The 25,558-nt window shown below is 33.9% G+C and carries 24 protein-coding genes, 3 pseudogenes and 1 riboswitch; of the genes and pseudogenes, 6 read left to right on the top strand and 21 right to left on the bottom strand.

Annotated elements, in window-relative coordinates:
• The first annotated feature begins 60 nt into the window (after positions 1 to 60).
• Positions 61 to 423 carry a hypothetical protein gene (locus B5P40_RS01215; RefSeq protein ID WP_002086260.1) on the top strand — a complete coding sequence of 121 codons (363 nt, stop codon included), beginning with the start codon at positions 61 to 63 and terminating at the stop codon, positions 421 to 423.
• A gap of 48 nt (positions 424 to 471) precedes the next feature.
• Here B5P40_RS01215 and B5P40_RS01210 read toward each other — a convergent pair whose 3' ends face one another.
• The 6 genes from B5P40_RS01210 to B5P40_RS01185 all read right to left on the bottom strand — a co-directional run bounded on the left by B5P40_RS01210 (position 472) and on the right by B5P40_RS01185 (position 6,878).
• The gene (locus B5P40_RS01210; protein WP_000356572.1) at positions 472 to 1,419 is read right to left on the bottom strand and encodes a DNA-binding transcriptional repressor DeoR; all 948 of its coding nucleotides are present in this window, start codon (positions 1,417 to 1,419) and stop codon (positions 472 to 474) included.
• Between the two features lie 654 nt (positions 1,420 to 2,073).
• Entirely contained in the window at positions 2,074 to 2,964 is an 891-nt protein-coding gene (locus B5P40_RS01205) for a Vgb family protein (protein ID WP_001223216.1), read from the bottom strand.
• Between the two features lie 115 nt (positions 2,965 to 3,079).
• Entirely contained in the window at positions 3,080 to 3,475 is a 396-nt protein-coding gene (locus tag B5P40_RS01200) for a DUF3224 domain-containing protein (RefSeq protein WP_002141295.1), read from the bottom strand.
• 551 nt (positions 3,476 to 4,026) lie between these two features.
• Positions 4,027 to 4,557: a GNAT family N-acetyltransferase gene (locus tag B5P40_RS01195; RefSeq protein ID WP_113708720.1), complete on the bottom strand. Its 531-nt coding sequence runs from the start codon at positions 4,555 to 4,557 to the stop codon at positions 4,027 to 4,029.
• Between the two features lie 241 nt (positions 4,558 to 4,798).
• Positions 4,799 to 5,242 (bottom strand): carboxymuconolactone decarboxylase family protein, encoded by a 444-nt coding sequence (locus B5P40_RS01190; protein ID WP_000083030.1) that lies wholly within the window; start codon positions 5,240 to 5,242, stop codon positions 4,799 to 4,801.
• Between the two features lie 685 nt (positions 5,243 to 5,927).
• A complete protein-coding gene (locus B5P40_RS01185; protein WP_002189206.1) occupies positions 5,928 to 6,878 on the bottom strand; it encodes a nucleoside hydrolase in 951 nt (316 codons plus the stop codon).
• Between the two features lie 340 nt (positions 6,879 to 7,218).
• Between B5P40_RS01185 and B5P40_RS01180 the strand changes: the two genes are divergently transcribed.
• Positions 7,219 to 7,485, top strand: coding sequence for a hypothetical protein (locus tag B5P40_RS01180; RefSeq protein ID WP_002189205.1), 267 nt, complete (start codon positions 7,219 to 7,221; stop codon positions 7,483 to 7,485).
• Positions 7,486 to 7,629: 144 nt separating this feature from the next.
• Here the strand turns inward: B5P40_RS01180 and B5P40_RS01175 are convergent.
• The 6 genes and pseudogenes from B5P40_RS01175 to B5P40_RS01150 form a co-directional block, all read right to left on the bottom strand.
• Positions 7,630 to 7,860: pseudogene (locus B5P40_RS01175) on the bottom strand (GNAT family N-acetyltransferase); the annotation flags it as partial.
• 223 nt (positions 7,861 to 8,083) lie between these two features.
• Entirely contained in the window at positions 8,084 to 8,710 is a 627-nt protein-coding gene (locus tag B5P40_RS01170) for a LysE family translocator (protein WP_113708718.1), read from the bottom strand.
• Positions 8,711 to 8,944: 234 nt separating this feature from the next.
• On the bottom strand, positions 8,945 to 10,024 hold the full coding sequence (nheC, locus tag B5P40_RS01165) for a non-hemolytic enterotoxin subunit C (protein ID WP_002189203.1): 1,080 nt from the start codon (positions 10,022 to 10,024) through the stop codon (positions 8,945 to 8,947).
• A gap of 107 nt (positions 10,025 to 10,131) precedes the next feature.
• Positions 10,132 to 11,340 carry a non-hemolytic enterotoxin NHE subunit B gene (gene nheB / locus B5P40_RS01160; RefSeq protein WP_000162968.1) on the bottom strand — a complete coding sequence of 403 codons (1,209 nt, stop codon included), beginning with the start codon at positions 11,338 to 11,340 and terminating at the stop codon, positions 10,132 to 10,134.
• A 37-nt stretch (positions 11,341 to 11,377) separates the two neighbouring features.
• Positions 11,378 to 12,538, bottom strand: coding sequence for a non-hemolytic enterotoxin NHE subunit A (gene nheA / locus B5P40_RS01155; RefSeq protein WP_113708717.1), 1,161 nt, complete (start codon positions 12,536 to 12,538; stop codon positions 11,378 to 11,380).
• A gap of 604 nt (positions 12,539 to 13,142) precedes the next feature.
• Positions 13,143 to 14,969, bottom strand: coding sequence for an APC family permease (locus tag B5P40_RS01150; RefSeq protein ID WP_002126816.1), 1,827 nt, complete (start codon positions 14,967 to 14,969; stop codon positions 13,143 to 13,145).
• 142 nt (positions 14,970 to 15,111) lie between these two features.
• Positions 15,112 to 15,258, bottom strand: a riboswitch (cyclic di-AMP (ydaO/yuaA leader).
• A gap of 139 nt (positions 15,259 to 15,397) precedes the next feature.
• Here B5P40_RS01150 and B5P40_RS33265 point away from each other — a divergent pair.
• Positions 15,398 to 15,526 (top strand): hypothetical protein, encoded by a 129-nt coding sequence (locus tag B5P40_RS33265; RefSeq protein ID WP_002086273.1) that lies wholly within the window; start codon positions 15,398 to 15,400, stop codon positions 15,524 to 15,526.
• Between the two features lie 62 nt (positions 15,527 to 15,588).
• Here the strand turns inward: B5P40_RS33265 and panE are convergent, their stop codons facing one another.
• Positions 15,589 to 16,521, bottom strand: a complete 933-nt coding sequence (gene panE / locus B5P40_RS01145) for a 2-dehydropantoate 2-reductase (protein WP_113708716.1) — start codon at positions 16,519 to 16,521, stop codon at positions 15,589 to 15,591.
• 175 nt (positions 16,522 to 16,696) lie between these two features.
• On the opposite strand from panE, the gene B5P40_RS01140 reads away from it, so the two are divergent.
• Entirely contained in the window at positions 16,697 to 18,172 is a 1,476-nt protein-coding gene (locus tag B5P40_RS01140) for a hypothetical protein (RefSeq protein WP_016103142.1), read from the top strand.
• Between the two features lie 48 nt (positions 18,173 to 18,220).
• Here the strand turns inward: B5P40_RS01140 and trhO are convergent, their stop codons facing one another.
• Positions 18,221 to 19,180 carry an oxygen-dependent tRNA uridine(34) hydroxylase TrhO gene (gene trhO, locus B5P40_RS01135; protein ID WP_002086277.1) on the bottom strand — a complete coding sequence of 320 codons (960 nt, stop codon included), beginning with the start codon at positions 19,178 to 19,180 and terminating at the stop codon, positions 18,221 to 18,223.
• Between the two features lie 493 nt (positions 19,181 to 19,673).
• Here trhO and B5P40_RS01130 point away from each other — a divergent pair, with 493 nt between their 5' ends.
• Positions 19,674 to 20,969 (top strand): Nramp family divalent metal transporter, encoded by a 1,296-nt coding sequence (locus B5P40_RS01130; RefSeq protein ID WP_113708715.1) that lies wholly within the window; start codon positions 19,674 to 19,676, stop codon positions 20,967 to 20,969.
• A gap of 59 nt (positions 20,970 to 21,028) precedes the next feature.
• Here the strand turns inward: B5P40_RS01130 and B5P40_RS01125 are convergent.
• Positions 21,029 to 21,301, bottom strand: a pseudogene (locus B5P40_RS01125) (M23 family peptidase); the annotation flags it as partial.
• Between the two features lie 53 nt (positions 21,302 to 21,354).
• Here B5P40_RS01125 and B5P40_RS01120 point away from each other — a divergent pair.
• Complete coding sequence (locus B5P40_RS01120) at positions 21,355 to 21,879, top strand: GNAT family N-acetyltransferase (RefSeq protein ID WP_002031168.1); 525 nt, start codon at positions 21,355 to 21,357, stop codon at positions 21,877 to 21,879.
• Positions 21,880 to 22,045: 166 nt separating this feature from the next.
• Here B5P40_RS01120 and B5P40_RS01115 read toward each other — a convergent pair.
• The 6 genes and pseudogenes from B5P40_RS01115 to B5P40_RS01095 form a co-directional block, all read right to left on the bottom strand.
• A pseudogene (locus B5P40_RS01115) lies at positions 22,046 to 22,192 on the bottom strand (radical SAM/SPASM domain-containing protein); the annotation flags it as partial.
• Between the two features lie 27 nt (positions 22,193 to 22,219).
• Positions 22,220 to 24,265 (bottom strand): class I SAM-dependent methyltransferase, encoded by a 2,046-nt coding sequence (locus B5P40_RS01110; RefSeq protein WP_088032484.1) that lies wholly within the window; start codon positions 24,263 to 24,265, stop codon positions 22,220 to 22,222.
• A 56-nt stretch (positions 24,266 to 24,321) separates the two neighbouring features.
• Positions 24,322 to 24,456 carry a hypothetical protein gene (locus B5P40_RS33260; protein ID WP_012260740.1) on the bottom strand — a complete coding sequence of 45 codons (135 nt, stop codon included), beginning with the start codon at positions 24,454 to 24,456 and terminating at the stop codon, positions 24,322 to 24,324.
• A 148-nt stretch (positions 24,457 to 24,604) separates the two neighbouring features.
• Positions 24,605 to 24,985 carry a BA_1872 family lipoprotein gene (locus B5P40_RS01105; RefSeq protein ID WP_002031172.1) on the bottom strand — a complete coding sequence of 127 codons (381 nt, stop codon included), beginning with the start codon at positions 24,983 to 24,985 and terminating at the stop codon, positions 24,605 to 24,607.
• A gap of 77 nt (positions 24,986 to 25,062) precedes the next feature.
• Positions 25,063 to 25,347 carry a DUF4176 domain-containing protein gene (locus tag B5P40_RS01100; protein ID WP_000531358.1) on the bottom strand — a complete coding sequence of 95 codons (285 nt, stop codon included), beginning with the start codon at positions 25,345 to 25,347 and terminating at the stop codon, positions 25,063 to 25,065.
• Between the two features lies 1 nt (position 25,348).
• Complete coding sequence (locus tag B5P40_RS01095) at positions 25,349 to 25,558, bottom strand: hypothetical protein (protein ID WP_001036914.1); 210 nt, start codon at positions 25,556 to 25,558, stop codon at positions 25,349 to 25,351.

Genomic DNA, 25,558 nt, shown 5'->3' with positions numbered 1-25,558 from the left:
GGGAATTTCTAGTAATACATTGAAAGTAGTATAAGCTTGTAAATAAAGGATGTGAAACACTTGTTTAAGTCAAAATTCTTTATATTCACATTGCTAGTATGCACCTCACTATCCATATTTATTTTTTATAAAAGGGATGTTATTTTCCAAGAAGGAAACCCAGTTCCATTTGCTTTAGCTATGTCTAAGATGGTTATTCAAGATAAAGAAATGGTGGAAGTAGAACCGATAGATAATCAATACCCCTACTTAGTAAAGCGCGGAAAAATGGAACCTTTTATCGATATGATGGAGCAAGATGGCTGGAGTTTTGTAGATAGAGATATTATGGCTAACTCACTAATTTTTGAAAAAGGAGATCAATCAAAGAGCGTTCCTTACAAATACTTTACAAGGTACTACACATTGATTTACTCATACTAAAAATAAAAGGCTTTCTCAAAATTAATATTTTGAGAAAGCCTTTTATTTCTAACCTTTTTGATAATGTAACAATTCTTTCGCTGTATGCTGATCTATAATTAGTACATTTGCATACCCGCCACGTAACGCACCGTCAATTGCTTTTATTTTTCTATTACCACCTGCAACTAAAATAGAACGTTTCTTTAACTTTAACTCTTCTAACTCAATTCCAATTGTACGCTTATTAATTTCTTCGCTACTAATATTTCCGTCTCCATCAAAGAAACGTGAACAAATGTCACCGACAGCTTGTTCTTTCAAAATGTTCGTTTCATCCTTATCTAAATATCCTAATCGGAATAATAACGCTTCATCACGCACTGTTCCGACAGTAAAAATTGCAATATTCGCTTGTTTTCCCATTTCAATAATGTGATGAATATGTCGATCCTGCTCCACTAATTCTTTTGTCACCGCATTATCAAATATAACTGGAAGAGGTAGATTTCTTGGCGTCGTTTGAAAAGCATCTGCAAATAACGCGATCGTTTCATTCGCATATGTATTTACACTTGAGTGACTAATGCCACCTTTTAACTGGACAACCTCTACACCTTTCACATGTTGCGGTACGATTTTTCTAGCGATTTCATACATCGTCATTCCCCAGCTTACACCAACGATATCACCAGTTTTCACTGTCTTTTCCATATACTCAGCTGCATATTTACTAATATACTCCGTAATCGTTGCATATTCTGGCACTGGAGAAAATACAACATGCGCCTCTAACAAGTTGTACTTTTCTTTAAGTAAGTTCCCGACGTTATCTAAATCAGCAAATGGATCCGCTATACTAATTTGAACAAATCCTTTTTCTTTCGCGTACTTTAATAATCTAGAGATTGTCGGTCTTGAGATATTTAATTTGTTAGCAATTTCTTGCTGACTATAATCTGATTGATAATATAATCTTGCAACTTCAACGCTTAATTGTTGTTTATCCTTATCCATAGTAACTCATTACAAACCCTTTCCTGTATTTCCCTTTCGTTACAAGCATTATACAGCTTTATGCAAAAAAATTCGACTCCCTTATTTATCAACCTAAACTTCTACTCCACTTAGGATTTACAATGAAACTTTTATTTTTTAGCTTCATACACTCGATACAAATGATCTTCAATCAGATAAAGTGAAACTTTAATCAGTGGGGGTTTTGTTCATCCCCCACTGATTATTAGCCCTCACCAATCGGGCTTTTACGGGCAGTCCGACTCCCACCTAACTCCCTCGTATTCGCCGAATTTTGAGGTGGGAGTCTTACTGCCCGCAAATAGCGGGATAAATCGATTCATATTTAATTCATTCTTTTTGTTCTTTCTGTAGTAACAATAACAAACATTAAATATCGTTTATGGAACTTCCTTAACGTACGGTAAAGCCAAGTTTTTTAACATAGAAATTCCTTAGCGTGCGAAATTCACGTTTTGATGGCGAGACCCCATCGCCATCAAGCTAAAATTTTATAGTACCCCCAGAACGAAATTTTGTGCTACTTGTAACAAAAAAGCACATTTTTTCGTTTTGGGGAGCAACCAAATTCTTAACTTGATGGTGATGGAATATTTACTTTTCTGAGCTTGATAGCGATGGATGATATCCCTATTACGTAATGATTGTTAGACGTCCAATTTGATTACACTCTTCAGCGAACCAAAGATCGCCATCCGGACAAAACGTGATACCATGTGGCTCTGCATTATTTGTAGGTATCGTATATTCCGTAATAACTCCTTCAACTGTAATACGGCTGATTTGGTTACCTCCCCATTCTGTGAACCAAAGATCTCTGTTCTTCCCAGGTATTATGGCATGAGGACGAGCGTTCGGCGTCGGTATAACAAATTCTTTGATCTCACCTTCGAACGTAATTCTACCAATTTTATTGCCTATGATTTGCACAAACCATATTGCTCCATCTGGGCCGCTCGCAATTCCAACTGGCCCGGAGTTGGGTGTTGGGATTGGATATTCTTTGACCTCACCTTTAGTGGTTATTCTCCCAATCCTATTGTTCTGATTCTGTGTAAACCATAATGCACCGTCTGATCCCAGAGTAATAAAAGAGGGAAATGATTTGGAGTTAGGCAATTCAAACTCGGTGATTTCCCCTGACTTTGTTATTCTTCCGATCCTACCATTATTCATTTCTGTAAACCATATTGCTCCATCTGGGCCTTCCGTTATGCCAAAAGGTGCAGCGTTCGTTGTAGGGAGTACATATTCTTCAAAAAGACCGTTCATCGACATTTTACCGATCTTGCTTGAGTTATATTCCGTAAACCATAAGTCACCGGTCTGGTCCGAGATAATTGACATAGCTCCTGCATTTGCTGTCGGAATGGGAAAAGAATTTATTTCACCAGTAGCATTTATTCTACCAATTCGATTCCCTTTCTGTTCCGTAAACCACAATGCTCCGTCTTTTCCTACGGTTATTCCATATGGTCCTGAATCTATTTCATTGACCACATATTCTTGTATCGTGATCCTCATATCATTTCCTCCCATTGAAAATTTCGAGTCTTGTTTTTCGGTATAATTTAGTTTAAAAAAGGACATTCCTGGTATTACAGTGGATGCCCTTTTTGCTAAATTATAAGATATTTTGTTAGAATTCAAAGTCTAGAATCATTTTACTGGTTTGACCTGTAAACTTATAATTATAGGACCCTTTCAGGCTTTCTAATTCACCAGTAGCTTTGATGATTGTTGCAGGGGAATCTAGATTTCCTTTATCAAATATCCCTTGCTCTATAGCTATAAATGTCCCTCGTTTTCCCTTATAAATTCCTTCGAAATGTAAAAATCCAGAAATTTTAGCAGTAGCCAAGTGACCATCATCTATAGTTGATTCTAAATAATATAATAAATATTCAACAAAAGCTTTTCCTTTTAATTCACCGTCAATATCATATTCGACATGGGCAATATTAATAGGGAAATCTTTTCTAGTGTCATTGACTGGCTTTTCATCCCATTTACTTACTGTAAATGTTACTTCCATACGCGTAAACCTCCCTTCATCATTAGATGAGTAATCTACCTCCAGTATATCACCTAAAAAGTACCATCAATAATTATATCTCATAGGAGTGTTTCTAAAGTAACGGATGCTGCTGGTAAGACCCTGTTAAGAGCAAAAGACGACTTATTTTTTGTTCTTCTTATATGACATTGAAAGTAAATTTTTATTTAACAGTTTACTTTCATTTTTATTAAAAAAGAACACGTAGAAATTACTACATGTTCTTTATGAGACGGTTCATTTTTAAATATTACGTATCTTCTAGATTTTTCTTATTATATAGTTGTGTCCTTCTATTTCTTTTCCCTCATTTCAACAGCAAAGTTCATGATCTCTTCCTCTGTTAATTTTTCTTCAGTGGTTAAGATCGGACGGATTACTCTATACGTTTCTTAATTATTTCAATTGTACTAGAAATTGTGAATTAAAAAAGAGAGCCGTAGCCCTCACTTTCAATTAATAGCAATTAAGGATGCTTCGAGGGTATTTAATAGTCTACATTTTAAGGAATGTAGGCTAAGTAATATAAGTTAATCTGTTATTAATTTTGAATAAACACTTAGATCAATAAACTTTTCATTAGATTTTTCACACTTTCTCATTGTCCCTTCGAATGTAAAGTTTAACTTTTGTAAGACTTTTATTGAATTGATGTTTTCAGATTCAACTTTTGCTTCTATTCTATTGAATTCTAAAGTACTAAACGCATAATCCATTAAAGAGAGAATGGCTTCTGGCGCATACCCCTTACCCCAAAAAGCTTTACTAATATCGTAACCAATTTCTGCTTTGGCGTTTTTGAAATCAAATGAATTATAACCACAAGAACCGATAATTTCATTTGATTCTAATTCAATTATTGAATAACGAATAGCTCTGTTTTCCCGAGATAACTTATCAAGCATTTCAATCATATCTACCGCTTGGCTTTCATCAGTAAAACTATTGATATTCATAAATTTTGTAACTTCTGGATCCGCCCAAATTGTAAACATGCTAGCTGAGTCTGATACTTTCATTTTTCTTAAAACTAATCTTTCGGTTTGTAGTTCTGTAATCAATATTTTTACCTCCATTATGTTTTTATTTTGGGGTCAAGATATTGATATCTGCGCATAGTTCAGTCCCTTCGTGTTTCAAGATAATATTATTATAAAAGCTATAAAGGATGAACCAATAAATTTCAAAAATTTGGTTATGTTACAGTTTATGATAACTGCGTAATAAAGAAAAATGAAACAATTGTATTGTGATTTTTAAACATCTTTAATTTTATTCTTATTTACCGTTCGTTGAGAGCAATTATTTTTTAGTTGCTGTATTTCCCATTGCAATAGAAATTCTATTCCAACTGTTGATTTGATTAATTACCAGAACAAGGTCAACATATTGTTTCTCGTCATAGTGTTCACGTACTCGCTTATATAGGTCTTCAGGAACTCTTTTAGTGGGAATTAGAGTAATATGCTCAGATAGTTCAAGAGCAACTTTCTCTTCAGGTGTATAAAAATCACATTCATTCCAAGCATTCAAGCAATAAATTCGTTGTTCGGTTTCACCTATCTTACGGGCATCTGATGTATGCATATCCATGCAGAAAGCACAACCGTTAATTTGAGAGACTCTAATCTTTATAAGTTCTCTAGTAATTCGATTAATTGTAGATTTCTTAGTGTACTTCTCCATATCCATCATAATTTTCATGCCATCAGGTGCAACATCATAGTAGGAAATTCTTTGACTCATAAGGCAAGACCTCCTTTGATTTTAAGATACTTATAATTATACCTTAATACGAACATTCGTGCTATTTTTTTGTTTGTAAAGCATTCGAAATCAAAGAGAATTTCAGTTATAGACAGTGTAATTAGTTGTTTCATGGTACGTAAATATCGCAAATGAGTAACCGTATTTTCCAAACAAATATTTTCACTTTTTAATTACTTTATTATTACCGTCAGAATAAATTGAATAACTCTATTAATTTTTAAATGATTTTATTATAAATGAAACAATTTTATTATCACCAAACAACTACATAATTTTGATCAAACTTTATTCGAAAGCTACAGTGTTTTTATCTTCCTATAGTTATTTATGGGGATTTAGTTAATTTTTTCGTTTTGGAGAACAACTAATTTCTTAGCTTGATAGGCATGTGACGAGACCCCCTGCCCGTCAAGCTAAAGTTTTAATGTACCCCCAAAATAAAAATTTTCTTTCACTACAGTTAATTACTTTGAGAAGTCAGCGGATTTTTTCATTTTAGGGGGATTTTGTTTTGTTAGCTTGATAGTGATGGGATACAGCCAACATTTTGGAAGTTTTATATGCTAAGCGAATTTTAACCTAAAAAAGTCGAATTCCTGTACGTTAAGTGAAGTGGCATTTCATTCACATAATCCCTATTATCTGAAGTTAATAAAGTCTGTTACACTCTCTTCTTTAAAAACGTTTCCATAATATCCTTCTTGAATCTTTTATAATCAAGCTGAAAAGCTACATTATGCGTTTTATAGCCTGGATTAGTAGCAAAACGAAAGTCTGCAATACTTTGACCAAATCCTTCTCCTTGATCAGGAATTACTTTAATGGGTACTCTTGAAAGGCCAACAGCCTCTTGATTCAGCAAATACCACACTGTTACAAAATCATGCATAGGGCTTCCACTTATACCAGGATTAGACTTAGAGTAGAATTTATAATAATAGTCTAACATAGGTTTGATGATGAGTCCTGCAAGATCCTGTGTATTCCGATGAAATGCATCGATTTGCTGGACCATTTCGGGTGTAACAATCGCATGTTGAGTCACATTTAAAGGAATAATTGTCAAGTTCTTTGCATGCTGCAGAATTAAGTTTGCTGCATAAGGGTCTGAGTAAAAGTTAGCTTCAGCCACAGCAGTTACGTTACCTGGATAGAAAAAAGCTCCCCCCATGCAAATACATTCTCTTACGTTTCGCATTGTTTCTAAATTCAACACAAAAGTCGTAGCTAGCGAAGAAAGTCTTCCTAAATTGATAATTGTAAGATCTTCTAAATTTGATTCTATAATTTGATAAATATCATTTAAAGGATACACTGGATATGAAATTTCAGGGGGAATGATAGGTCCTAATCCGACTTTTCCATGTACCTCAGGGAAATACTGAATCAATATACCTGTCAGCGGTACAGAAGCACCAAGGAATACAGGTATCTCTTCTTTTCCCGCAATGTACTTCAAATAGTTAATATTTCTTATTACATTTTCTCTGGATACATTTCCATAATCGGCTACAATTCCTACAAGTTGAATGTCTTTACGAAAAAAGGTGTACAGTATAGCAAACGCATCATCAATCCCCAAATCTGTAAACAGGAGAACCTTTTTTTTCATATCTCTTCCTCCAAAATCTATAGAATCCTACTTTCACTAATGATGTAGTGATCAGGCTAAGCTTGTATGTATATATTTTATGTATTCTTAAAGAGTGGATTCTATTCACTTGAAATAGCTTTGCTCATCTAAATTTGATATTATGTTCAAGCGTAAGTTTCTGTTCTTAAGTTCATAGGCATGTTGTGCTATCCCATGCCCATCAACTTAAGAATTTTTTAACACCCCAAAACGAAAAAACAAGTTAAATTCTCATAGATAACTATCTTATAATTAATTATATAATTTATTTTGCAATATAATAATATAAAGATATTACACTTAAAAGAGGAGATTCAAATTGGTTAAAAACTTACCTTTACTAATAGTTATTTTAATACTAGATGTAAGTTCTTCTACATTAAGTACGAACGGATACTTTTCTCCAGTTATAGAATGGTCTTTAATGCTTATAAGTATTATTTTAAACATTACTGCAGTTATAGGCTTATCACTACACGTCTTTGTATATCAACCTATGAAAAGATTTGAAAAAATTAAAATGAGACCTTCAAATAAAATAATTATATTTGAGGTAACACCACATCGCCATCGAGTGTTGGTTTAGAAAAAAGTTTGATTATAAATTACTCGAAACCCTTGATTTTACTGTATATAAAAAGCTGTCGTTTTGAATAAAGATTGATCAAAATGACAGCTTTCTTTTATTTTTAATAACTGTTTTTTATAAAAAAGATTGATTATGATTATTTTAAATCTTTAGCTTTAAACCTTCGTGCGTTGCTTTAAAACCTAACCGTTCATAAAGCCTTAACGCATCTGGTCTTTTTTTATCAGTTGTCAGTTGTACCAAATGACAACCACGTTCTTCTGCACGTTGAATTGCCCATTTTATAAGTTCAGTACCTACACCCTTTCCTCTTACAGAAGCAGATGTTCTCACTCCTTCGATAGTAGCTCTCCATCCACCTTGATGTGTTATATTTTATGATATTCAATAAATTTAACTTATAAAAATATTTTTATTCTTATTCAACTATCCTGCCCCGTTAGTTTAAGTACATTTCTTCACAATTTTTACAGTGATAGTAACATAAATACCCAACAAAAAATCATCTCACCTCTAGAAATCTATAATGATAGTTTTAGAATAAGTGAATAAGAGAAATAACCACCATTGATTATTTCTCTTTTCATATACATATTTATTTTTGGAAAAATAACCTAACTCCAAATACTAACAATACTGCGCCAGTAATACCTTCTATTGTACGGTTCACTTTTTCTTTTCTTAAAAAAGTTCTTAATTGACGTATTAGTGAGATATAAAGTAAATACCATATTGCTGTCAAAGTCGTAAATGTGAGTCCTAACAAAAGAAATTGGAAGAGATGACTTTGATTGTTCACAATAAATTGGGGTAGAAAACTAAGGAAAAATACAGCAGTTTTTGGATTTAAGATTGCCGTGGTAAATCCTTGTCTAAAACTTTTAATCGTTCCAATATCCTTAGAGTTCATTCCCACTGAAACTGACATATCTTCTTTTTTAGAAAAGGCACTTTTAATTGACTTTACAGCTAAGTAAATTAAATAAAAAGCCCCAGCATATTTTATTAATGTAAATAGCATAGCAAATTTCATTAGGATAGCAGAAAGTCCTAGTGTAGCCATTATTGTATGAATCATCATTCCAGATACCGTTCCTAAGACGGTCTTTATCCCACCATTTTTACCATGCGAGATAGTGTTTTTTGTAACTAAGGCAAAACCGGGACCAGGCATTATTATGATTAGGATTGCTGTAAGGATAAATAACAAATAATTTTCCATGTTCTAGTATTTCCTTTCCAATTTTTAGTTTTGCCTATAGTATAGCTTTTTTACTTAAAATATTAAATATAAAAAGCGTGATCAGGAGTTTATCGAGTTTATTAGTATCAATTTGACCAAACATTATCCTAAAGTTACATTGATAAAATGCACGGCAAACTTATGGGTAAAATTACAAGATCGGCTCTCACAAAAAACGGGATAAAAAAATAAACAGTGGAACTACTCCGCTGTTTATTTCGCCACGCCTTCATGTAATTTTTCTGTATAATCTTTTACATCCTTCCAGCTATCTTTCGCTGTATTTAAATCTTCTTTTATAAAGGTAAATTCTTCAGGACTGATTCCTTTTACGTTTTGTAGTAAATTATTATATTTCGCACCTACCGTATACCACTGATTTGATATGTTTTGCAGTGCTGTAATTGCTGCATCAATTGTTTCTGTCATATTAGTCGTTTTATTTTTCACATCTGTCAAAATTGCCACTTCTGCTTGTGCTCCTGAAATTCTATTCTTTAAACTGGCTATTTCTCGTTCTGCATTTGCAATATCTTTTTTCGCAATCGCAATCATCGGTCCGCCAGCAAGACATGTTATTAGCGCTACGCAAAGTACACCACCAGCGATAACCATATCATTACTCTTTTTAATCGAATCATTATATGTATTTATTTGTTGCTCTAATGCTGGAATACCAGCATTCGTACTTGCCAAAATCGCTGTTAATTGATTTGTATCCTCTTTAAAACTATTTGTGTCTTTCGCCATTCTATCGCGAAAAGCTTTCAAATTCCCTAATAATACATCTACCTCATTTTGATTCTTTAAAATGTCCGCATACAACTTTTCTAAATCTGCTTTTAACTTTACGCTATCTTTTTGATCAATCGCTAATAGCATGTCACTATAGTACGCTTGAAAAGTATTGTTGTAATCAATAATATTTTGATCCGTTTTCATAATTTGAGGCTTCATATTATTTAACCAATACGCCGCATTAATTTTTGCATCTTTTTGATGCTGAATCATATTCCCTCTTAAATTACCATTAATTGAACTTATTTTACTCAAATCAGTCTCTTGTTGATTTTGAATTAATTTTGCATATGAATCCATTGCGAATATGCTCGATGTCGTTTGCGCCATTACATCTTGGAGCCCTGCTGGTCCGAGAGAATAATTTTTTGCACTCTCTTGTAATGTTTTTATGTTTTGTTCTGCTGCGAAAGGATGTAAAGGAAATGCATTACTCGTTGCCACTCCAGCAATCATTATCGTTAAAAGGCATTTCTTATAAAATCTTTTCTCCATACTTTTCACCTATTCTCTTTATAAGGATATCAAAAGCTCCTGCTCACAACTGAACAGGAGCTTCAACTCATTCATTAATACTTAACGCTCTTACGATTCTTATTCAATTATGCTTTTTTCGTATCTACTACTTTAATATCTTCAGCATAAATCTTTTCTGCATAGTCTTTAATGTTTTTCCAGCTATCTTTAGCTATATTCAAGTCTTCCTTAATGAAAACAAGGTCGTTTGGACTAATAGAGTCTACATTTTGAAGTAATGAATTATATTTCGATCCCATTGTATACCATTGGTTTGAAATATTTTGCAACGCTGTAATTGCTGTATCAATTGTGTTTGTTAAATATTCAGTTTGTGTTTTAATGTTCGTTAGTCCTGCCACTTCTAATTGCGCAGTTGTAACTTGTCCTGTTATTTTTTGAATTTCAGCTTGTGCATTATCAAGTTCTTTCTTCGCTAATACGATTCCAGCTGTTCCACCACCTACAGCTGCTGCACCACCTGCAATTAACGCGACTCCTAGCGGCGTTCCTGCACCTGTAGCAATAACTACTGCACCACCGATAATTGCAATTGGCCCTAGAGCTGTCGCAACTGATGAACCGATAATAATTGCATTATATTTACTAATCGCTTCATTGTACGTTGTAATTTGATTTTGCAGAAGCGGGATTCCTGCATCTTGACTAGCTAATATAGATGTAATTTGATTTGCATCACCTTTGAAGTTTTGCGTATCGGACGTCATTTTGTTTCGGAATTTTTTCAAGTCTTCTACTAACTGATCTACTTGCGCTTTATTTTCATTAATACTACTTGATAATCTAGTTAAACCTTTCGTAAGAGTCGCTTTATCCTTTGCATCAACCGCAGCGACTAAAGTATCATAATAGTTTTGGAATTTCGTATTGTAATTAATAATATTTTGATTCGTTGAAATAAGCTGTGGTTTTAATACATCTAACCATTGCTTCGCATTTCCTCTAGCTGTATCCTGGTGCTGAATCACTTTCCCTTTTAAAGCCGCATCAACAGACGATACATTACCAAAGTTAACATTACCTTGTTTAATAATTGTTAAAGCGTACAGATCCATTACTAAAGCGTTTGAACCTGTTCTTTCCATTGCATCTTTTAAGCCTTCTGGTCCTAATGAATATTCTTCGTAGTCATTATAAGCTTTTGCTACAGCATGAACTGGAGCTTGTTTCACTGTACTTTCAGCTGCATACGTATGGGCCGGCATAATATTCCCTGCTGCAAATACTGCCATAAGTGCTGATAGAGCCATTACTTTATAAGGTTTTTTTGTCATTTTTCTTCTCTCCCTATATCGCTAATTATTTTTCTGTTTAATGTACTTCAACGTTTGTAACGTAATCTTCAAATTGATTTGTTTGCTTATTCATTTCATCACTTACTTTTTTAAGTTGATTGAAATGTTTTTGAAGTAAACTACTGTCTGTATACGTGCCTTCTTCAATATTTGTTTGAATTTGGATCATATTATTATTTAAAACTTTCCAATCCGTTAATAACGTTTCTAAAGTTGTAATTTGGCGATCAATTAGTTCTGTAAAGCTACTTACTTGATCTTCAACAAATGTAATTTGAGTCGCCTCTAATTCAGTTTGTGATAACTTCTGAATAAGCGGTAATAACTCTTTTTGCTTTTGTTGAATACGAAGAGCTGCTTCCCTCGTTTGACTATCTGCTGCATTTACAATTTCATTACTTAACGTACCGATAGAAACAAAATCGATTGTTTTCGTTTGTGCAGTTTGATTTGTGATTGTAAATACTTGTTTACCGATATTAATAGAACCTTTAATAATTTCTTGTGGTCTATTCAAAATAGTAGTTAGTTCAGCTTGAATTTCCCCTTGAATTCTTTTTATGTCTTCTCTTAATTTCACAATATCTCCACTTGATCCTTGCAGTGTTTTTATTGCTTCATCAGCTTTAATTGATAAGTTATTACTATCTTTGTCTAATACCGTTTTAAATCGATTTAACTCTAATAAATCTTGCTCCATACTCTCTTGAATGCTTTGGACCTGCAATTGTAATTTTCCATATGCGTTTGTAAAATCTACTTTTGCCTGTTCATCTTCATTTACTTTTCCTGCTAGTTCATAGAGCTTACTATAATAGCTATTAAATCTAGTGCTGTATCTCATCATCTCTTGATTTAAGTCGATTAGCTTCGGATTATATTCATCAATCCACTCTCGTACATTCGTTTTTGCAAATTTTTGATGATTCGTTAAACTACTCATAGCGTTTACCTTAATGTCTGGCTGTTGCAAAATAACTAATCCGTATGCTTGTATAAGCGGTGACTGTGATCCTAACATTCTAATTGAATTGGATAATGTATTTGGAGCAATTACATTTTGCGCATATACTGTTTTCACTTCTGTTTGCCCCTCCTTAGCGTAAGCGCTTACAGGAACGAAGCAACTCGTAGATACTGCTGTAACCAATAACCCTGTAATTAAAGTCTTTTTCACTTTAACTCCTCCTATGTATTAGCAACTATTACTATCGCATTTTAGTATTCTATTTTCTTGCAAATGATTTGAGATGGTTAAAAATAGAGAACGTTCTCACCGTGAGTCATGTACGAACCACCTCTCTCAAACTTTATTTCTACAGTACTTACTTATTGTTATAAAACACTTCATAACTTTTCATATGTGCTTAGTATGAATAAAACTGTATAAATTTTCTATTTTATTGCGATTTCCACATTCACACAGTGAATATATTACATGAAAATATTATTCATTTTAAACTAATTAACGTGTGAAAGTATGAAATTTCGTTTTGTTTTCATGTAAGTTTTGTACTGTAAGGTCATTTAAACACAGCTATTTATATAACGTAAAGAAGTATTTTAATTCCCTTTATTTTCAAGCTCTCATGTCCTTATCCCAAAATAAAATTCAATTCACTTTCTCGATTAAACTATCTATATACCACAACAGGAAACACTACATATTCATAACCATTAAAATTATACTAATATATTTTTTAAATCCATATGCAATTATGCATAGCATATACACAAAAAGGATAACTTCACTTTCGTGAAGTTATCCTTAAAAAATCCCCTTACTTTTTCAAATGATACGGTACTGTCGTAATAACAACATTTCTTTTATAGAGTAAATACGCACGAATGAGTAAACTAGACTGATTATGAAGAATGTTATGCCAACCTTTTTTCGGAATAAACTGTGGTATAACGACCGTAACTCGGTAATTTGATTCACTCGCTTTATATTGCACTGTGTCAATAAATTTTGTAAGCGGCTGAATAATGCTTCTATAATGAGAATGTAATGTAACAAGCCTTACTTCAGGTTGCCACTTCTCCCATTTCTCTTCAAATTTCTTTTCCTCTTCTCTGTCAAAAGCAACATATACAGCGATAACTTGATCTGCAGAAAGAGCCTTAGCATAGTTCAATGAATTTTCTACTACATGAGTCATACCAGCTACAGGAACGACAATTACATTCCCTTCAATCGGAACAAGTGGTTCACAAGTTTTTAAACTTAATTGATCGCCCACTGCATCATAATGCTTCTTAATTCGATGGAACAAGAAGATAATGAAAGGTAAGAAAATAAGGATTGACCAAACTTGTGCGAACTTAGTTAAAAAGAACATGCTCATAACGATAAAACTAATGACTGCACCAATTAAATTAACCGTTAATCTTAAAGCCCATCCTTCAGGCTTTTCACGAAGCCATTTTAGTACCATTCCAGTTTGAGAAAGTGTAAACGGAATAAATACCCCTACTGCATATAGCGGAATCAAGTGTTCTGTTTTCCCCTGAAAAGCTACAATTAAAATAATCGAAGAAATCCCAAGTATAATAATACCGTTTGAATAACCTAGACGGTCTCCTCTAATCGTAAACATTCTCGGTATGAACTTATCTTTTGCAAGATTAACCGCTAATAGTGGAAATGCAGAATAACCTGTGTTAGCCGCAAGAATTAATATTAAAGCTGTTGTACCTTGTATGAAATAGTACATGAAATTACGTCCAAAAGTTTGTTCAGCAATTTGTGAAACGACTGTTACTTCCTTACTTGGATTAATTCCGTAATAATAAGCTAAAAAGACAATTCCAGAAAATAAAACTGCAAGTAATGCACCCATTGCAAGCAATGTTTTCGCTGCATTGTTAGGTGCAGGATCTTTAAAGTTTGGAATTGCGTTAGATATCGCCTCAACACCCGTTAAAGCAGAGCTTCCTGAAGCAAATGCTCGTAACAGTAAGAACAAACTAATTCCCGCAACTGGTGTTCCAATTGGCGAATGTAGCGTGGGTGAAACGTGACCAGTCAAAATATTATATATTCCTACACCAATTAATATAAATAATGCTACAACGAATAAATAAACCGGATATGCTAAAACGGAAGCTGATTCCGTTACGCCTCTTAAATTTAAGATGGTAATCAATATGACAAATATAATCGCAATGATTACATTATGTGCATGTAAGCTAGGAAAAGCTGATGTGAGCGCATCTGTACCTGCGGACACACTTACTGCAACAGTTAAAATGTAATCGACTAATAAAGATCCTCCAGCAATTAATCCCGGATTCATCCCTAAATTTTCTTTTGATACAACATATGCTCCGCCGCCATGAGGGTAAGCAAAAATAATTTGTCGATAAGATAAAATAAGAGCTGTCAATAATACTAATACCCCAACAGCTATCGGAATGGAATACCAATAAGCTATTGCTCCAAGACCTGCTAGTGCAATTAATATTTGCTCTGGTCCGTATGCAACCGATGACAATGCGTCAGAAGATAAAATGGCTAGTGCCTTCGTTTTATTAAGCTTTTGCTCTCCTAACTCAGTTGATTTTAACGGTCTTCCAATTAAAAATCTTTTAATAGATGAAACCAATGCTGTCCACTCTCCAATAATTTTGTACGAACGATTCTGCTAGTTACAGCGATAAACTATTTCTTCAGAAAACAAAAATGTCTACAAGCCATAACGAAATAGACTTGTAGACATTATTTTTTTTGTCGCACAAGCTCCACCTTCCTTCTCAATATAACGCTTACGAGGTTAGCTGTCGGATTCGGGCCTATGAGTAGCCCTACCTTTTTCAAGGATTCACCCCATTGGATTATGTACTAATCCATAAGAACGGGTCCCCCGCACCATGCGGCTTCAGCGATTTAGAAAATTGAAACTGTGGATTATAATACTCCTTTATTTTCAAAAAGTAAACAAAAATTTTAAAAAAGAAAAAAATTAAAACGATTGCGCATAATCCACCGAAAAATATACATAATGAATACTAAAAATCCACAAAGGAGACCCGTATGTCTAAAGAAAAGAAGCCACTTTTTTCCGATTCCTATTTAGATGCAGTAGCAAATGAAATTAATCAGCTATATGGTAAACGTGAAAGAGAACGAAATACGACAGATAAACCGAAAAGAAACGAATAAATTGTCAAAAAGAAACAAAAAAAGGATAGCAACATTTATATTTTGCTATCCTTTACTCTTTTTCATACCATTTCTTTAGTAAAAATCATTTTTTCATATACCTTTAAATTTTGATACACAACACTTAATAAAGGCACATCTATAGACATTTCCTCTGCTAATTTCAATAAGTATCCTTGTAAATGCTTCCCTTCAATGAGCGAACCTTTTTCCATATCCCGTTGCATCGATGACTTCATATCATACGAAATTTTATCAATCGTTTTCATATGTTCCTGGGCGATATTGTCCTTAACTGGAGCCCCCATAGATTTCATGATTTGCACTGATTCTTCAAATAAGGTCCTAATAAATTCTCGGCCTCCATCACTCTCACGAATCGGTCCTATCGGCGCACGCATTAATGTTGTCACACCTGACATTACAGTGATAAATAAATATTTATGCCACATATCTTGCACAATATTTTCACTTAAAACAAAACTAGCTTTTGTATCTGCAAATGTTTTAGAAATAAGCTTTATTCTCTCTGAATCTTGAGGCTTAATTTCCCCAAATACAAGTCTGTTGGCAACACTAGTTTGTACAATTTCTCCTTGATCGTTTAACGTCGTCTCGATAAAGCATAAACCGCCAATTACTTTTTCCTCACCGAATTCCTTTTGTAATAGTGTTAAATGAGCGATACCATTTAACACTGGAATTATTACTGTATTCTCTCCTACAAATGGTTTCAAATCTGTTATTGCCTCGTTTAGGTGATACGCTTTTGTTGAGAATAAAATCACATCAAATGGAGTGGTAATATCTTCTTTCGTTATTAATTTCGGTTGAAATGAAAAATCGCCGTTAATACTTCGGATAACAAGACCTTTTTCTTCTAATTGCTGTTTTCTTTTGCTGCGAACGAGAAATGTAACATCTTCTCCCTTTTCTACTAATCGGCCACCGAAAAATCCGCCAACGCCCCCAGCTCCTAATACTAAAATACGCATACAACATCCCCCTTTTTCTAACACAATTATACTAATTTTAGTATACATAACATTATACATGTCCCTTGTTAAATAAGCTGAATTTTCATTCTTAATCTAATGAACAAGAGAGGTTATTTTCAAGAAAAATTGGGCATGTTGTTTCTATAGCTTATACGGAAAGGAAACAATGTAAATGGAGGCAATACAAACAATCGAGGAAAAAGATGTAACAACAGCTATATTTCAATTTATATTCCCGTTTTCGTTTAAAACTGGATATGAACAAAATATGTTCCCTTTCTTACAAAAAAATGATTTTCGACCTTTTCGACTCGATCATCTTGAAGATGAAAATACATATTACGGGAAATTTCAAGTTTCACATCAAAATATGGAAGCATACTATCTTTCCTTTACAAATAAAATTCTCTTTCCTCATTCAGAACATCAAAAAGGATTACAGCGCTATTCTAAAGACCTTAATTTAAATGGACATTTAACAACTAACCTTATTTCCGTTCCATTCAAGATACATTCTATTGATGTAACACTTTGTCCTTATGAGCTTGGGTTCTTAACAATTCGGACAGAAATAAAAACCGCTCCTAACATGACATTATCAGAAGCAATTGAATTCGCGGCTCGCTTCCGTGTACTTGAAACTAAAAGTGATACGACTGAGACTATTTGTATTGAATGTGATGGAAAAAAATATTCACAAGTAGAAAAACTTATATTCGGTGATTTATTTCATGGTTTAACAGACTTCTTTGAGAACAAGAGATTGCGTAGTTCTTATTTTCAAACATTCCCTTTCTTTGAAGACCAGCGAATGTATGTACAAACTCTATTATCCATAAACAAAGAGTCAGACCTTCATATAATCGATGTATATCGAACTTCCAGTCTTTCCGGATTATCAGATGATGGTAAGCCATATATTAGTGCAAATAATGTTCCTTATATTCACGATTATTTAACAAAACATTCTTATCAAAGATGGGCTCCTAACCGTTACTTTATTATGGAAGAACATATTTTCACATGTATTACAAATGAAGGTGAACAAGCAGTCACTAAACTTGCTAGTCAAATGTACGGGGAGTTTTATTACGCTTTATTATTAAATTTATTTCATAAAGTTGTTTTATTAAAGATGGCAAACGCTTATGCTGAACTAAATATTGAACAAGATACAAATGAGATAGAGAAATTAATTTATTCAATAAATTCGTTTACAGCTAATTATTTTTCTTTAGAATTAGTATCCCAATCACAAAGTGAAGATATTTTCTTTCGTCTAAGAAAACTTTTTAACATTGAAGTACTGTACACGAACGCGAAACAAAATCTCGATAGTTTATTTAAATATCAAGAAAATGTTGCTTCAAAAAAAGATAGCCTCTTATTATTAATTTTAACGCTCTATTCTGTTGTAGGCCAAATGTTAGGGTTTACTATGATTGACCTTTTAAGAAACACCGATTCAAACAAAATATCATCGCCTTTTGAATTTTTCGCTCTATTAATAGCGATTAGCGGTATAGTCATTTCACTTATTTTAGGTATACAAAGTTTATACCAATGGAGTGTACAACATAAAAGAAGAAAAGCATGGGTAAAACAAACTGTATTATCTGCTGTGAAAGAGAAGGATAGTACAAAGTAACTAAAAAACAGATGGCAGCACGATGCTACCATCTGTTTTCTATTATGCTTACTTACCTGCTTCGATTTTTTCTAATGTAGCAGCTACTTGCTCTTCTGTTAATTCGTGTTGCACGATATAACGATTACGTGGGTGTACACGACATTCATGAGAACATGCACGTAAATGTTTTGCTTCACTTTCTTCAGAACATAAAATTTTCTTGTTACATTCAGGGTTTGCACAGTTTACATAGCGCTCACAAGGTTCACCTGTAAAGTGATCTTTACCAACGATAACATGTTCTTTTTGGTTTACTGGTACAGCGATACGCTCATCAAATACGTAACATTGACCATCCCAAAGTTCACCTTGTACTTCTGGATCTTTTCCGTACGTTACAATTCCGCCATGAAGCTGGCTTACATCTTCATAACCTTCACGAACTAACCAACCTGAGAATTTCTCACAACGAATTCCACCTGTACAGTACGTTAAAATCTTTTTACCCTCAAGTGTTTCTTTATTTTCTCTAATCCAATCTGGTAATTCACGGAATGATTCAATATCTGGTTTAATCGCACCTTTGAAGTGTCCTAAATCAAATTCATAATCATTTCGTGCATCAATGATAACTGTATCTTCTTGTTTCATTGCCTCATAAAAATCTTTTGGTTCTAAATACTTCCCAGTAATTTCTTTCGGGTTAATGTCGTCTTCTAGACGAAGTGTAACTAACTCTGAACGAGGACGTACGTGCATTTTCTTGAATGCATGTTCATCTGCCTCATCAATTTTAAATACGATTCCAGCAAAACGTGGATCATTATTCATCGCTTCCACGTATTTTTCTGTTTGTTCAACAGTTCCAGAACAAGTTCCGTTAATTCCTTCTGTCGCTACAAGAATTCTTCCTTTTAACTCAAGTGATTTACAAAATTCTAAATGCTGTTCAGCAAATTCTTCTGGATTTTCAATTGTTGTGTACATGTAATACAGTAATACTCTATATGGTTTTGTAGTTGCCAATGTATTTCTACCACCTATCTAAATTTTAAAATCATGTATAAGTTAACGTTCATATCAAAACATATATAATAAGAAAATACATACTAAGTTGTACTTAGCCTATTTTCTTCTATTTACAATTTTTTCTATAAGTTAACAGAAATAAAAACAAGATTACAGAACAAAACACTACGGTTAGGTTGTAATCCCAATATATTATATATCATACAATTTCATTTCCATCAATTAATATGCTGTAATATAGGCTGTATGTTCACATAAATTTCAAAAACAACCCTATAATTTATTATCTTCTCCCTTAGTCAGCAACCATAAACTCCCAAAATATTTTTGCATCGTCACACCATTCATTGCACACAGTCATATAATTTGCATTAAGGAAACTTTTATGTTCAAATGAAATTGCCACATCATATATCTAAACGTATTGAAATAACGAGTAAGAATAAAGTGAAACTTTAATCAAGTTAAGATTTCAAAGGGGAATACTACTATGAATAAAGATATAACAAAAAATGAACAAGTCCCTTCTCAAAGTACAACAGTTCAATCAGCCCATTTAGCGTTAAGTGGACAAACAAAAGGCTTTAAAAGACTGTTACCATTCTTAGGACCTGCTTTTATCGCATCAGTTGCTTATATTGATCCTGGGAACTTCGCTACAAATATCGCAGCTGGATCACAATATGGGTATTTATTGCTTTGGGTAATACTCGCTTCTAATTTAATGGCTGTATTAATTCAAACTTTATCAGCTAAATTAGGAATCGCTACTGGGAGAAATCTTCCTGAAGTAGCTCGCGAAAACTTCCCCAAACCAGTTTCCATCGGTTTATGGATACAAGGGGAACTCGTTATTATGGCTACAGATTTAGCTGAATTTATCGGGGCAGCACTTGGCTTATACTTACTATTTGGAATTCCGATGTTACCAGCTGCTTTAATTACAGCAGTTGGATCATTTATTATTCTTGAATTTCAACGCAGAGGCTTTCGTCCATTAGAAGCTATCATAACAGGTATGATTTTTATCGTTGTTATCGCTTTTGGTATCCAAGTCTTTTACGCAAAACCGGAATTAAGCCCTCTACTCTCCGGACTTTTCACTCCAAAATTCCAAGGTGTAGATAGCATCCTTTTAGCAGCTGGAATTTTAGGTGCGACAGTAATGCCACACGCGATATATTTACATTCGGCCTTAACGCAGCGCCGTGTAGTCGGAACAAATGATGAACAAAAGAAAAAGATTTTCCGCTTCGAATTCATCGATATTATTATTGCAATGGTTATCGCTGGAGCAATTAATGCAAGTATGTTAATTGTAGCAGCTGCACTATTCTTTAAAAACGGCTTGCACGTTGAAGACCTTGATGTTGCTTTTAACCAGTTCAGTAATTTAGTCGGTCCTGTATCGGCTGCATTATTTGGGATTGGACTTTTATCAGCAGGTTTATCTAGTTCTTCTGTTGGTACGATGTCTGGTGATATTATTATGCAAGGATTCATTCGAATGCATATTCCGTTATACTTACGCCGATTTATAACAATGATTCCGCCTCTCGTTATTATCGCTTTAGGTGTAAATCCAACTTACGCTCTCGTTATGAGTCAAGTTGTCTTATCTTTCGGTATTGCCTTTGCATTAGTACCACTTATTATGTTTACAAGTAATAAGAAGGTTATGGGCGCACTCGTCAACCATCGCATTACAACATTTATCGCGTGGTTAATCGCTGCACTTATTATCGTTTTAAATATTTTCTTACTGTATCAAACATTTGTAGGTTAATAAAAAAGGGTATTCCAAATTTGATTTGGAATACCCTTTTTGTATGAAATCATTTCCTTCTACTTACCACTTATGTATGTCCCTCTTTCCGGCATTATCGCACCTTTTTCAGTTCGAAAATAAAGTGGCAAGCCTTCCGTGAAAAACATACTCACCTTGGATGGATCCTGCCTTTGATGATGGATATGTAAATGTGGTTCACTTGAACTTCCTGAGTTACCGACTTGGGCAAGAAACAAAAATACCCCCGATTCATCTAGTCGTAAATCAATATGATTAACAGCCATAGATTCAAAATCATCCTTACCCCTTGAATAATCTTTATTTTCAGATTAGATTATATAATAACAACACATTCTAGTTTCAGAAGAAATGGAGTGAAAATATGTTTCCTATATTAAAAACCAACCGACTCATTTTACGAGAACTTACCGAAGAAGATGCACCGAGTATACTACAATGCTTTTCTAATACTGATGTCCTGCGCCATTATGGCCAAAAACCATTGCAAAATTTGGATCAAGTAAAACAAATCCTTACTAATTTTAAGTTGGGGTACAACGCAAGAAGCGGCATTAAATGGGGAATCGAATTAAAAGACAAGAAAGGGCTCATTGGAACAATTGGTTTTCATGATTGGTCTTCCGAACATAAACGAGCAAATATAAGTTATGCCTTTTTGCCTGAACACTGGGGAAATGGATATGCGACTGAAGCGGTTTCTGAAGTTATATCATACGGTTTCCACACACTTCATTTAAAACGTATCGGAGCAATTGTCTTTCTTGAAAATGAAGCTTCCAATAAAGTGCTATTAAAATTAGGATTTGAAAAAGAAGGCGTTCTAAAAAATTATATGTATCAAGATGATATCCCATATGATACGAATTATTATTCTTTATTAAAATGAGTTTAATAGAAATTATACGTAAAAACTCGTTTCAGCATAATGAATCAAGATAGTGGATTTTTAACGAAAGATGGGAAACCGAGCGTTTTTCATTTCTTAGATCATCATACGACTGATGCGAAGTACAATAAATTATATAATCTAAACAAAGGGCATGAGCATATTCTTACTCATGTCCCTTTTTTACGTTCTTTTTCTGTTTTCGCAATGCTTTTGGAATGTATACACAGAAAGGTTCGCTTTCCATGTAATCTCCCGTCATTGCATATGCTTTAGAACAAGATCCTCCACAAACATATCGAAACCCACAAACTAAACTTTTTATAAGTTTTCAATATCATTACCTCTTTTCTAAAACCATAAAGAACGTACTATCCGGTAGCACAACCGCATTCCCAGACTCATCTTTAAAATCGATTTTCTCGCTAAGATGTTGTGTATATCCATCCTGTAAATAGTTCATAGCTTGAACGATGTTTACTTTATCTCCAAAGATACCCTTTACGAAATCCTGATAGTCGTTTGGCGTAAAGATTCCAAACTGCTCTTGCACCTCGTGAACGAAGGAATCCTCACCCCATGTATACGTATATAAGAACTCCATCGCATCGTTAACAGGCATTTTGACTGTATTGTCTGCAAGTACCTCATACTGGATTATACGCCCCTTAAATTCACGGACATACTGCTCTAAGAACTTCATTCCACCTGCATCTTTAAAATGAATCACACGCATTAACATTTTATCTTCAGTCATGATGCCATCACGAATGATAATACGACCTCCTGGCTTTATCACCTCGTAAGCACTCTGTAACCCCTTTTTGATTACTTCATGATTGAATTTCTTACCTTCATACTCAATATAAGAGAACAGCTCATGAAGGATAGAAGAATACACAATCGTATCAACCGATTCTTTATCAAACGAGCTACCTAAGTTGATAGCATCCCCTTTAATGACGTCCCAAGAACGACTTTCGTCCTGTTTCTTCTTTTTCAACGTATCAATCACATTTTCGGAAATATCGATACCGTAGATTCGTTTATCCTCGGTCTCTTCTTCAATCATGTCTAGCATAACACCACCACCGGATCCGACATCTACAATCGTATCTCCCTTTATATAATCAAGAATAATTCGTTTATCATCAGCCGAACTATTCATATGCTCCAAATACACTTCTTCGTTATGGAATCTATCATATGCATCCTTTCGTAACCCGAAGAAATCAAAGAGCAGTACATTTGCCCGAGCATGCATCATATCTATCTTTTCTGCCTCTACACAGAAGATGATTAACGCTTCACCTACAGCAGAAAACTGAAACGACACATACGCAGTCTTCATATCTTCATCGACTTTAACCTCAAAAGAAACATGTGTTGTATTCGGCTTCTCGTTCTCACGGTACTCCCGTAGATACTTCTCAATAACCCGCTTACGATACACGTTGTCCTTCTTCTCGCCTTTGAAATCATAGTGCAACTGCTGCATCAATTTCTCGAAATGGATATGCTGAACCTTTCTAGTGCCTATCTCGTTCTTTAACATAACAAAAACTGTCCAAATATCCTCGAAGCTAAGGGCATGCATAGACGGTTCTACATACCACAAATCCTTATCAGATAAAAATGTTTGAACGTCTCTCTTCTCGCTCCCCATAATTATATCTTTTTCAAATACTGACTCCTTATGTTTTGGCGTGAGTCTATGTACACGAGAAGTAAATGGCTCCACATAACCATCAAATAGCCCATCAATTGTAATCTTCACATCGTTCTTTACTTCGCTCCACAAAGATTTTGATACACCTTCAATAATACATTGATTAAGATAGTATAGAATCTCCTTTAACCTAACGTCTCCGTATTCTTCTTTATATGTGTCAATTAAATCAATATGAGAGTTCAAACGAGCCTCTCCGCGGATATACTGCCCGATTAATCCATGTGTTCTAATTAAATCTCGAACAAACAAATACTCAGTAGAGTTTAAGTTTGTCTCTATATGTTCGATAAACTGAATATCACTAAAGATATCAGCAGAACCCTCGTTATGTACCAATAGATTGATTCCGTTCTTCTTCCATTTCTCTCGCTGTTTTAAAGAGCCTACCTTTGCAAGCTCACTATACGTTAGTACTTTTTCAATAATGCGATACGCTTCTTCATCTAAAGACAATCCATCTAACACTTGCAGCGTACGGTGTACATAGTACAACACCGCATCTGTTTTTAATTCACCAAGTACTTGTACATTCTCATAGTTTTGATGTATCTCCTCTGCCTCGATTAGATGCTTTAACCACGTAGGGAGATCATCAGAAAACCCTTCAATGTATTTATTTAGAACTTCAATGTTTTTCAACTTATTTACCCCCATATATAATCAATATCTGTAGTAAGGTCTGGAACACCTTCTCCAAAAAGATCATCACCTTATGTCCCCCTGAGTGCTACTACTTGCTTTTTACCATCTACATCTCTTTCAAATACAAATGTATCAAACCCAGTCTTTTTATCATGTAAAAGAGAGTTATCAATTTCGTTACTAACATGCCAAGTTTGTAACACATTCTTTTGTTCATCTCTTATTTTAACTTCATCAGGAATTTCGGCGGAATAAACATCAGGACTCAGCGGATCACTTCATAAACATATGTTGTAACAGAATCAACTGAAAATGGAAACGGCAAGCGGGTGCACTCCACTTGCCGTTTTTTCATAGCTTAGTATGTATTTGAATTTCTTTTGCTTTCTCTTTTTCACCCTTCACGCGTACAATTAAATCATATGATCCGGATTTTGGCGCTTCAAAAGAAAGCAAACCTTCCTTTTGAGAAGTGACTTCTTCTTCATAAATAACCTTATCATCTTTTGTAACTTGCAATAAAATCGTACCTTCTTCAACGGCTGCTTCATAAGGAATTTCCACATTTCCTTTTTCAGCTTTAAGCGTTTGCACATCGTAATACCCTTGCAGGGAACCAATTTTTAAAGTCGTTTCGCCATTTTTTTGAACCTTTGTAACTTGTGTTGCTGTATTGCACGCGCTTAACAATACGACAAGAGTGAGAATCATAAATAAACGTAATGATTTCATAGAAATCCTCCTTTTTTATGTATATGAATTAAGATTCATTCTTTAACTATTTCAAAAACACCAACACCTTAAAAGAATCACTGCTTTTCTTCAATTTCTTTTTTAAATAATTTTTGAAACTCTAATTCTGTTTCATTAATAAAACCAAGATGTAACACACTAGAGATATCTTCATGATTCAAAAAGAAATTATACTCCGAAGAAATATTACCATGAGGGAAATAACAACATACATAATCCCATGTTTTTTTTGTTTCAGAATCCATCTGTCTTCTTCCATAAACCATTAATGGATGTTCCCAATCTTTAAACATTACAACAGAACCTATTGGAAGTAATTCTAACTCTAAATTTTGTCCCATCTTATTTCCCACCTCTTAAAATAGCTTTTTTTACAATAAAATACATAATAGAGAATAGTAAACAAGCTCCAATTGTACCGAAAGTTGCAATTGAAATTTTCCCTGCTAATGATTCATTTGGATCTAATGCATTAGGTAAAACTGTCCCAAAAATTGCAATGCAAGCTAATATAACCATAAAATATTTTAAAATTTTCACTTTCTTATTCAT

Origin of the sequence: Bacillus sp. SRB_8, from assembly GCF_003264205.1 — a bacterium.
Classification (GTDB): Bacteria; Bacillota; Bacilli; order Bacillales; family Bacillaceae_G; genus Bacillus_A; species Bacillus_A mycoides.
The sequence above is the reverse complement of the archived record's forward strand: the minus strand, read 5'-3'. Positions and strand labels throughout refer to the sequence as shown.

Coding starts and splice junctions, on each gene's coding strand:
- B5P40_RS01210 (WP_000356572.1), bottom strand. CDS start 1,419: ATGGATAAGGATAAACAACAATTAAGCGTTGAAGTTGCAAGATTATAT.
- B5P40_RS01205 (WP_001223216.1), bottom strand. CDS start 2,964: ATGAGGATCACGATACAAGAATATGTGGTCAATGAAATAGATTCAGGA.
- B5P40_RS01200 (WP_002141295.1), bottom strand. CDS start 3,475: ATGGAAGTAACATTTACAGTAAGTAAATGGGATGAAAAGCCAGTCAAT.
- B5P40_RS01190 (WP_000083030.1), bottom strand. CDS start 5,242: ATGAGTCAAAGAATTTCCTACTATGATGTTGCACCTGATGGCATGAAA.
- B5P40_RS01185 (WP_002189206.1), bottom strand. CDS start 6,878: ATGAAAAAAAAGGTTCTCCTGTTTACAGATTTGGGGATTGATGATGCG.
- B5P40_RS01170 (WP_113708718.1), bottom strand. CDS start 8,710: ATGGAAAATTATTTGTTATTTATCCTTACAGCAATCCTAATCATAATA.
- nheC (WP_002189203.1), bottom strand. CDS start 10,024: ATGGAGAAAAGATTTTATAAGAAATGCCTTTTAACGATAATGATTGCT.
- nheB (WP_000162968.1), bottom strand. CDS start 11,340: ATGACAAAAAAACCTTATAAAGTAATGGCTCTATCAGCACTTATGGCA.
- B5P40_RS33265 (WP_002086273.1), top strand. CDS start 15,398: ATGTCTAAAGAAAAGAAGCCACTTTTTTCCGATTCCTATTTAGATGCA.
- panE (WP_113708716.1), bottom strand. CDS start 16,521: ATGCGTATTTTAGTATTAGGAGCTGGGGGCGTTGGCGGATTTTTCGGT.
- B5P40_RS01140 (WP_016103142.1), top strand. CDS start 16,697: ATGGAGGCAATACAAACAATCGAGGAAAAAGATGTAACAACAGCTATA.
- B5P40_RS01130 (WP_113708715.1), top strand. CDS start 19,674: ATGAATAAAGATATAACAAAAAATGAACAAGTCCCTTCTCAAAGTACA.
- B5P40_RS01120 (WP_002031168.1), top strand. CDS start 21,355: ATGTTTCCTATATTAAAAACCAACCGACTCATTTTACGAGAACTTACC.
- B5P40_RS01110 (WP_088032484.1), bottom strand. CDS start 24,265: ATGGGGGTAAATAAGTTGAAAAACATTGAAGTTCTAAATAAATACATT.
- B5P40_RS01105 (WP_002031172.1), bottom strand. CDS start 24,985: ATGAAATCATTACGTTTATTTATGATTCTCACTCTTGTCGTATTGTTA.
- B5P40_RS01100 (WP_000531358.1), bottom strand. CDS start 25,347: ATGGGACAAAATTTAGAGTTAGAATTACTTCCAATAGGTTCTGTTGTA.
- B5P40_RS01095 (WP_001036914.1), bottom strand. CDS start 25,558: ATGAATAAGAAAGTGAAAATTTTAAAATATTTTATGGTTATATTAGCT.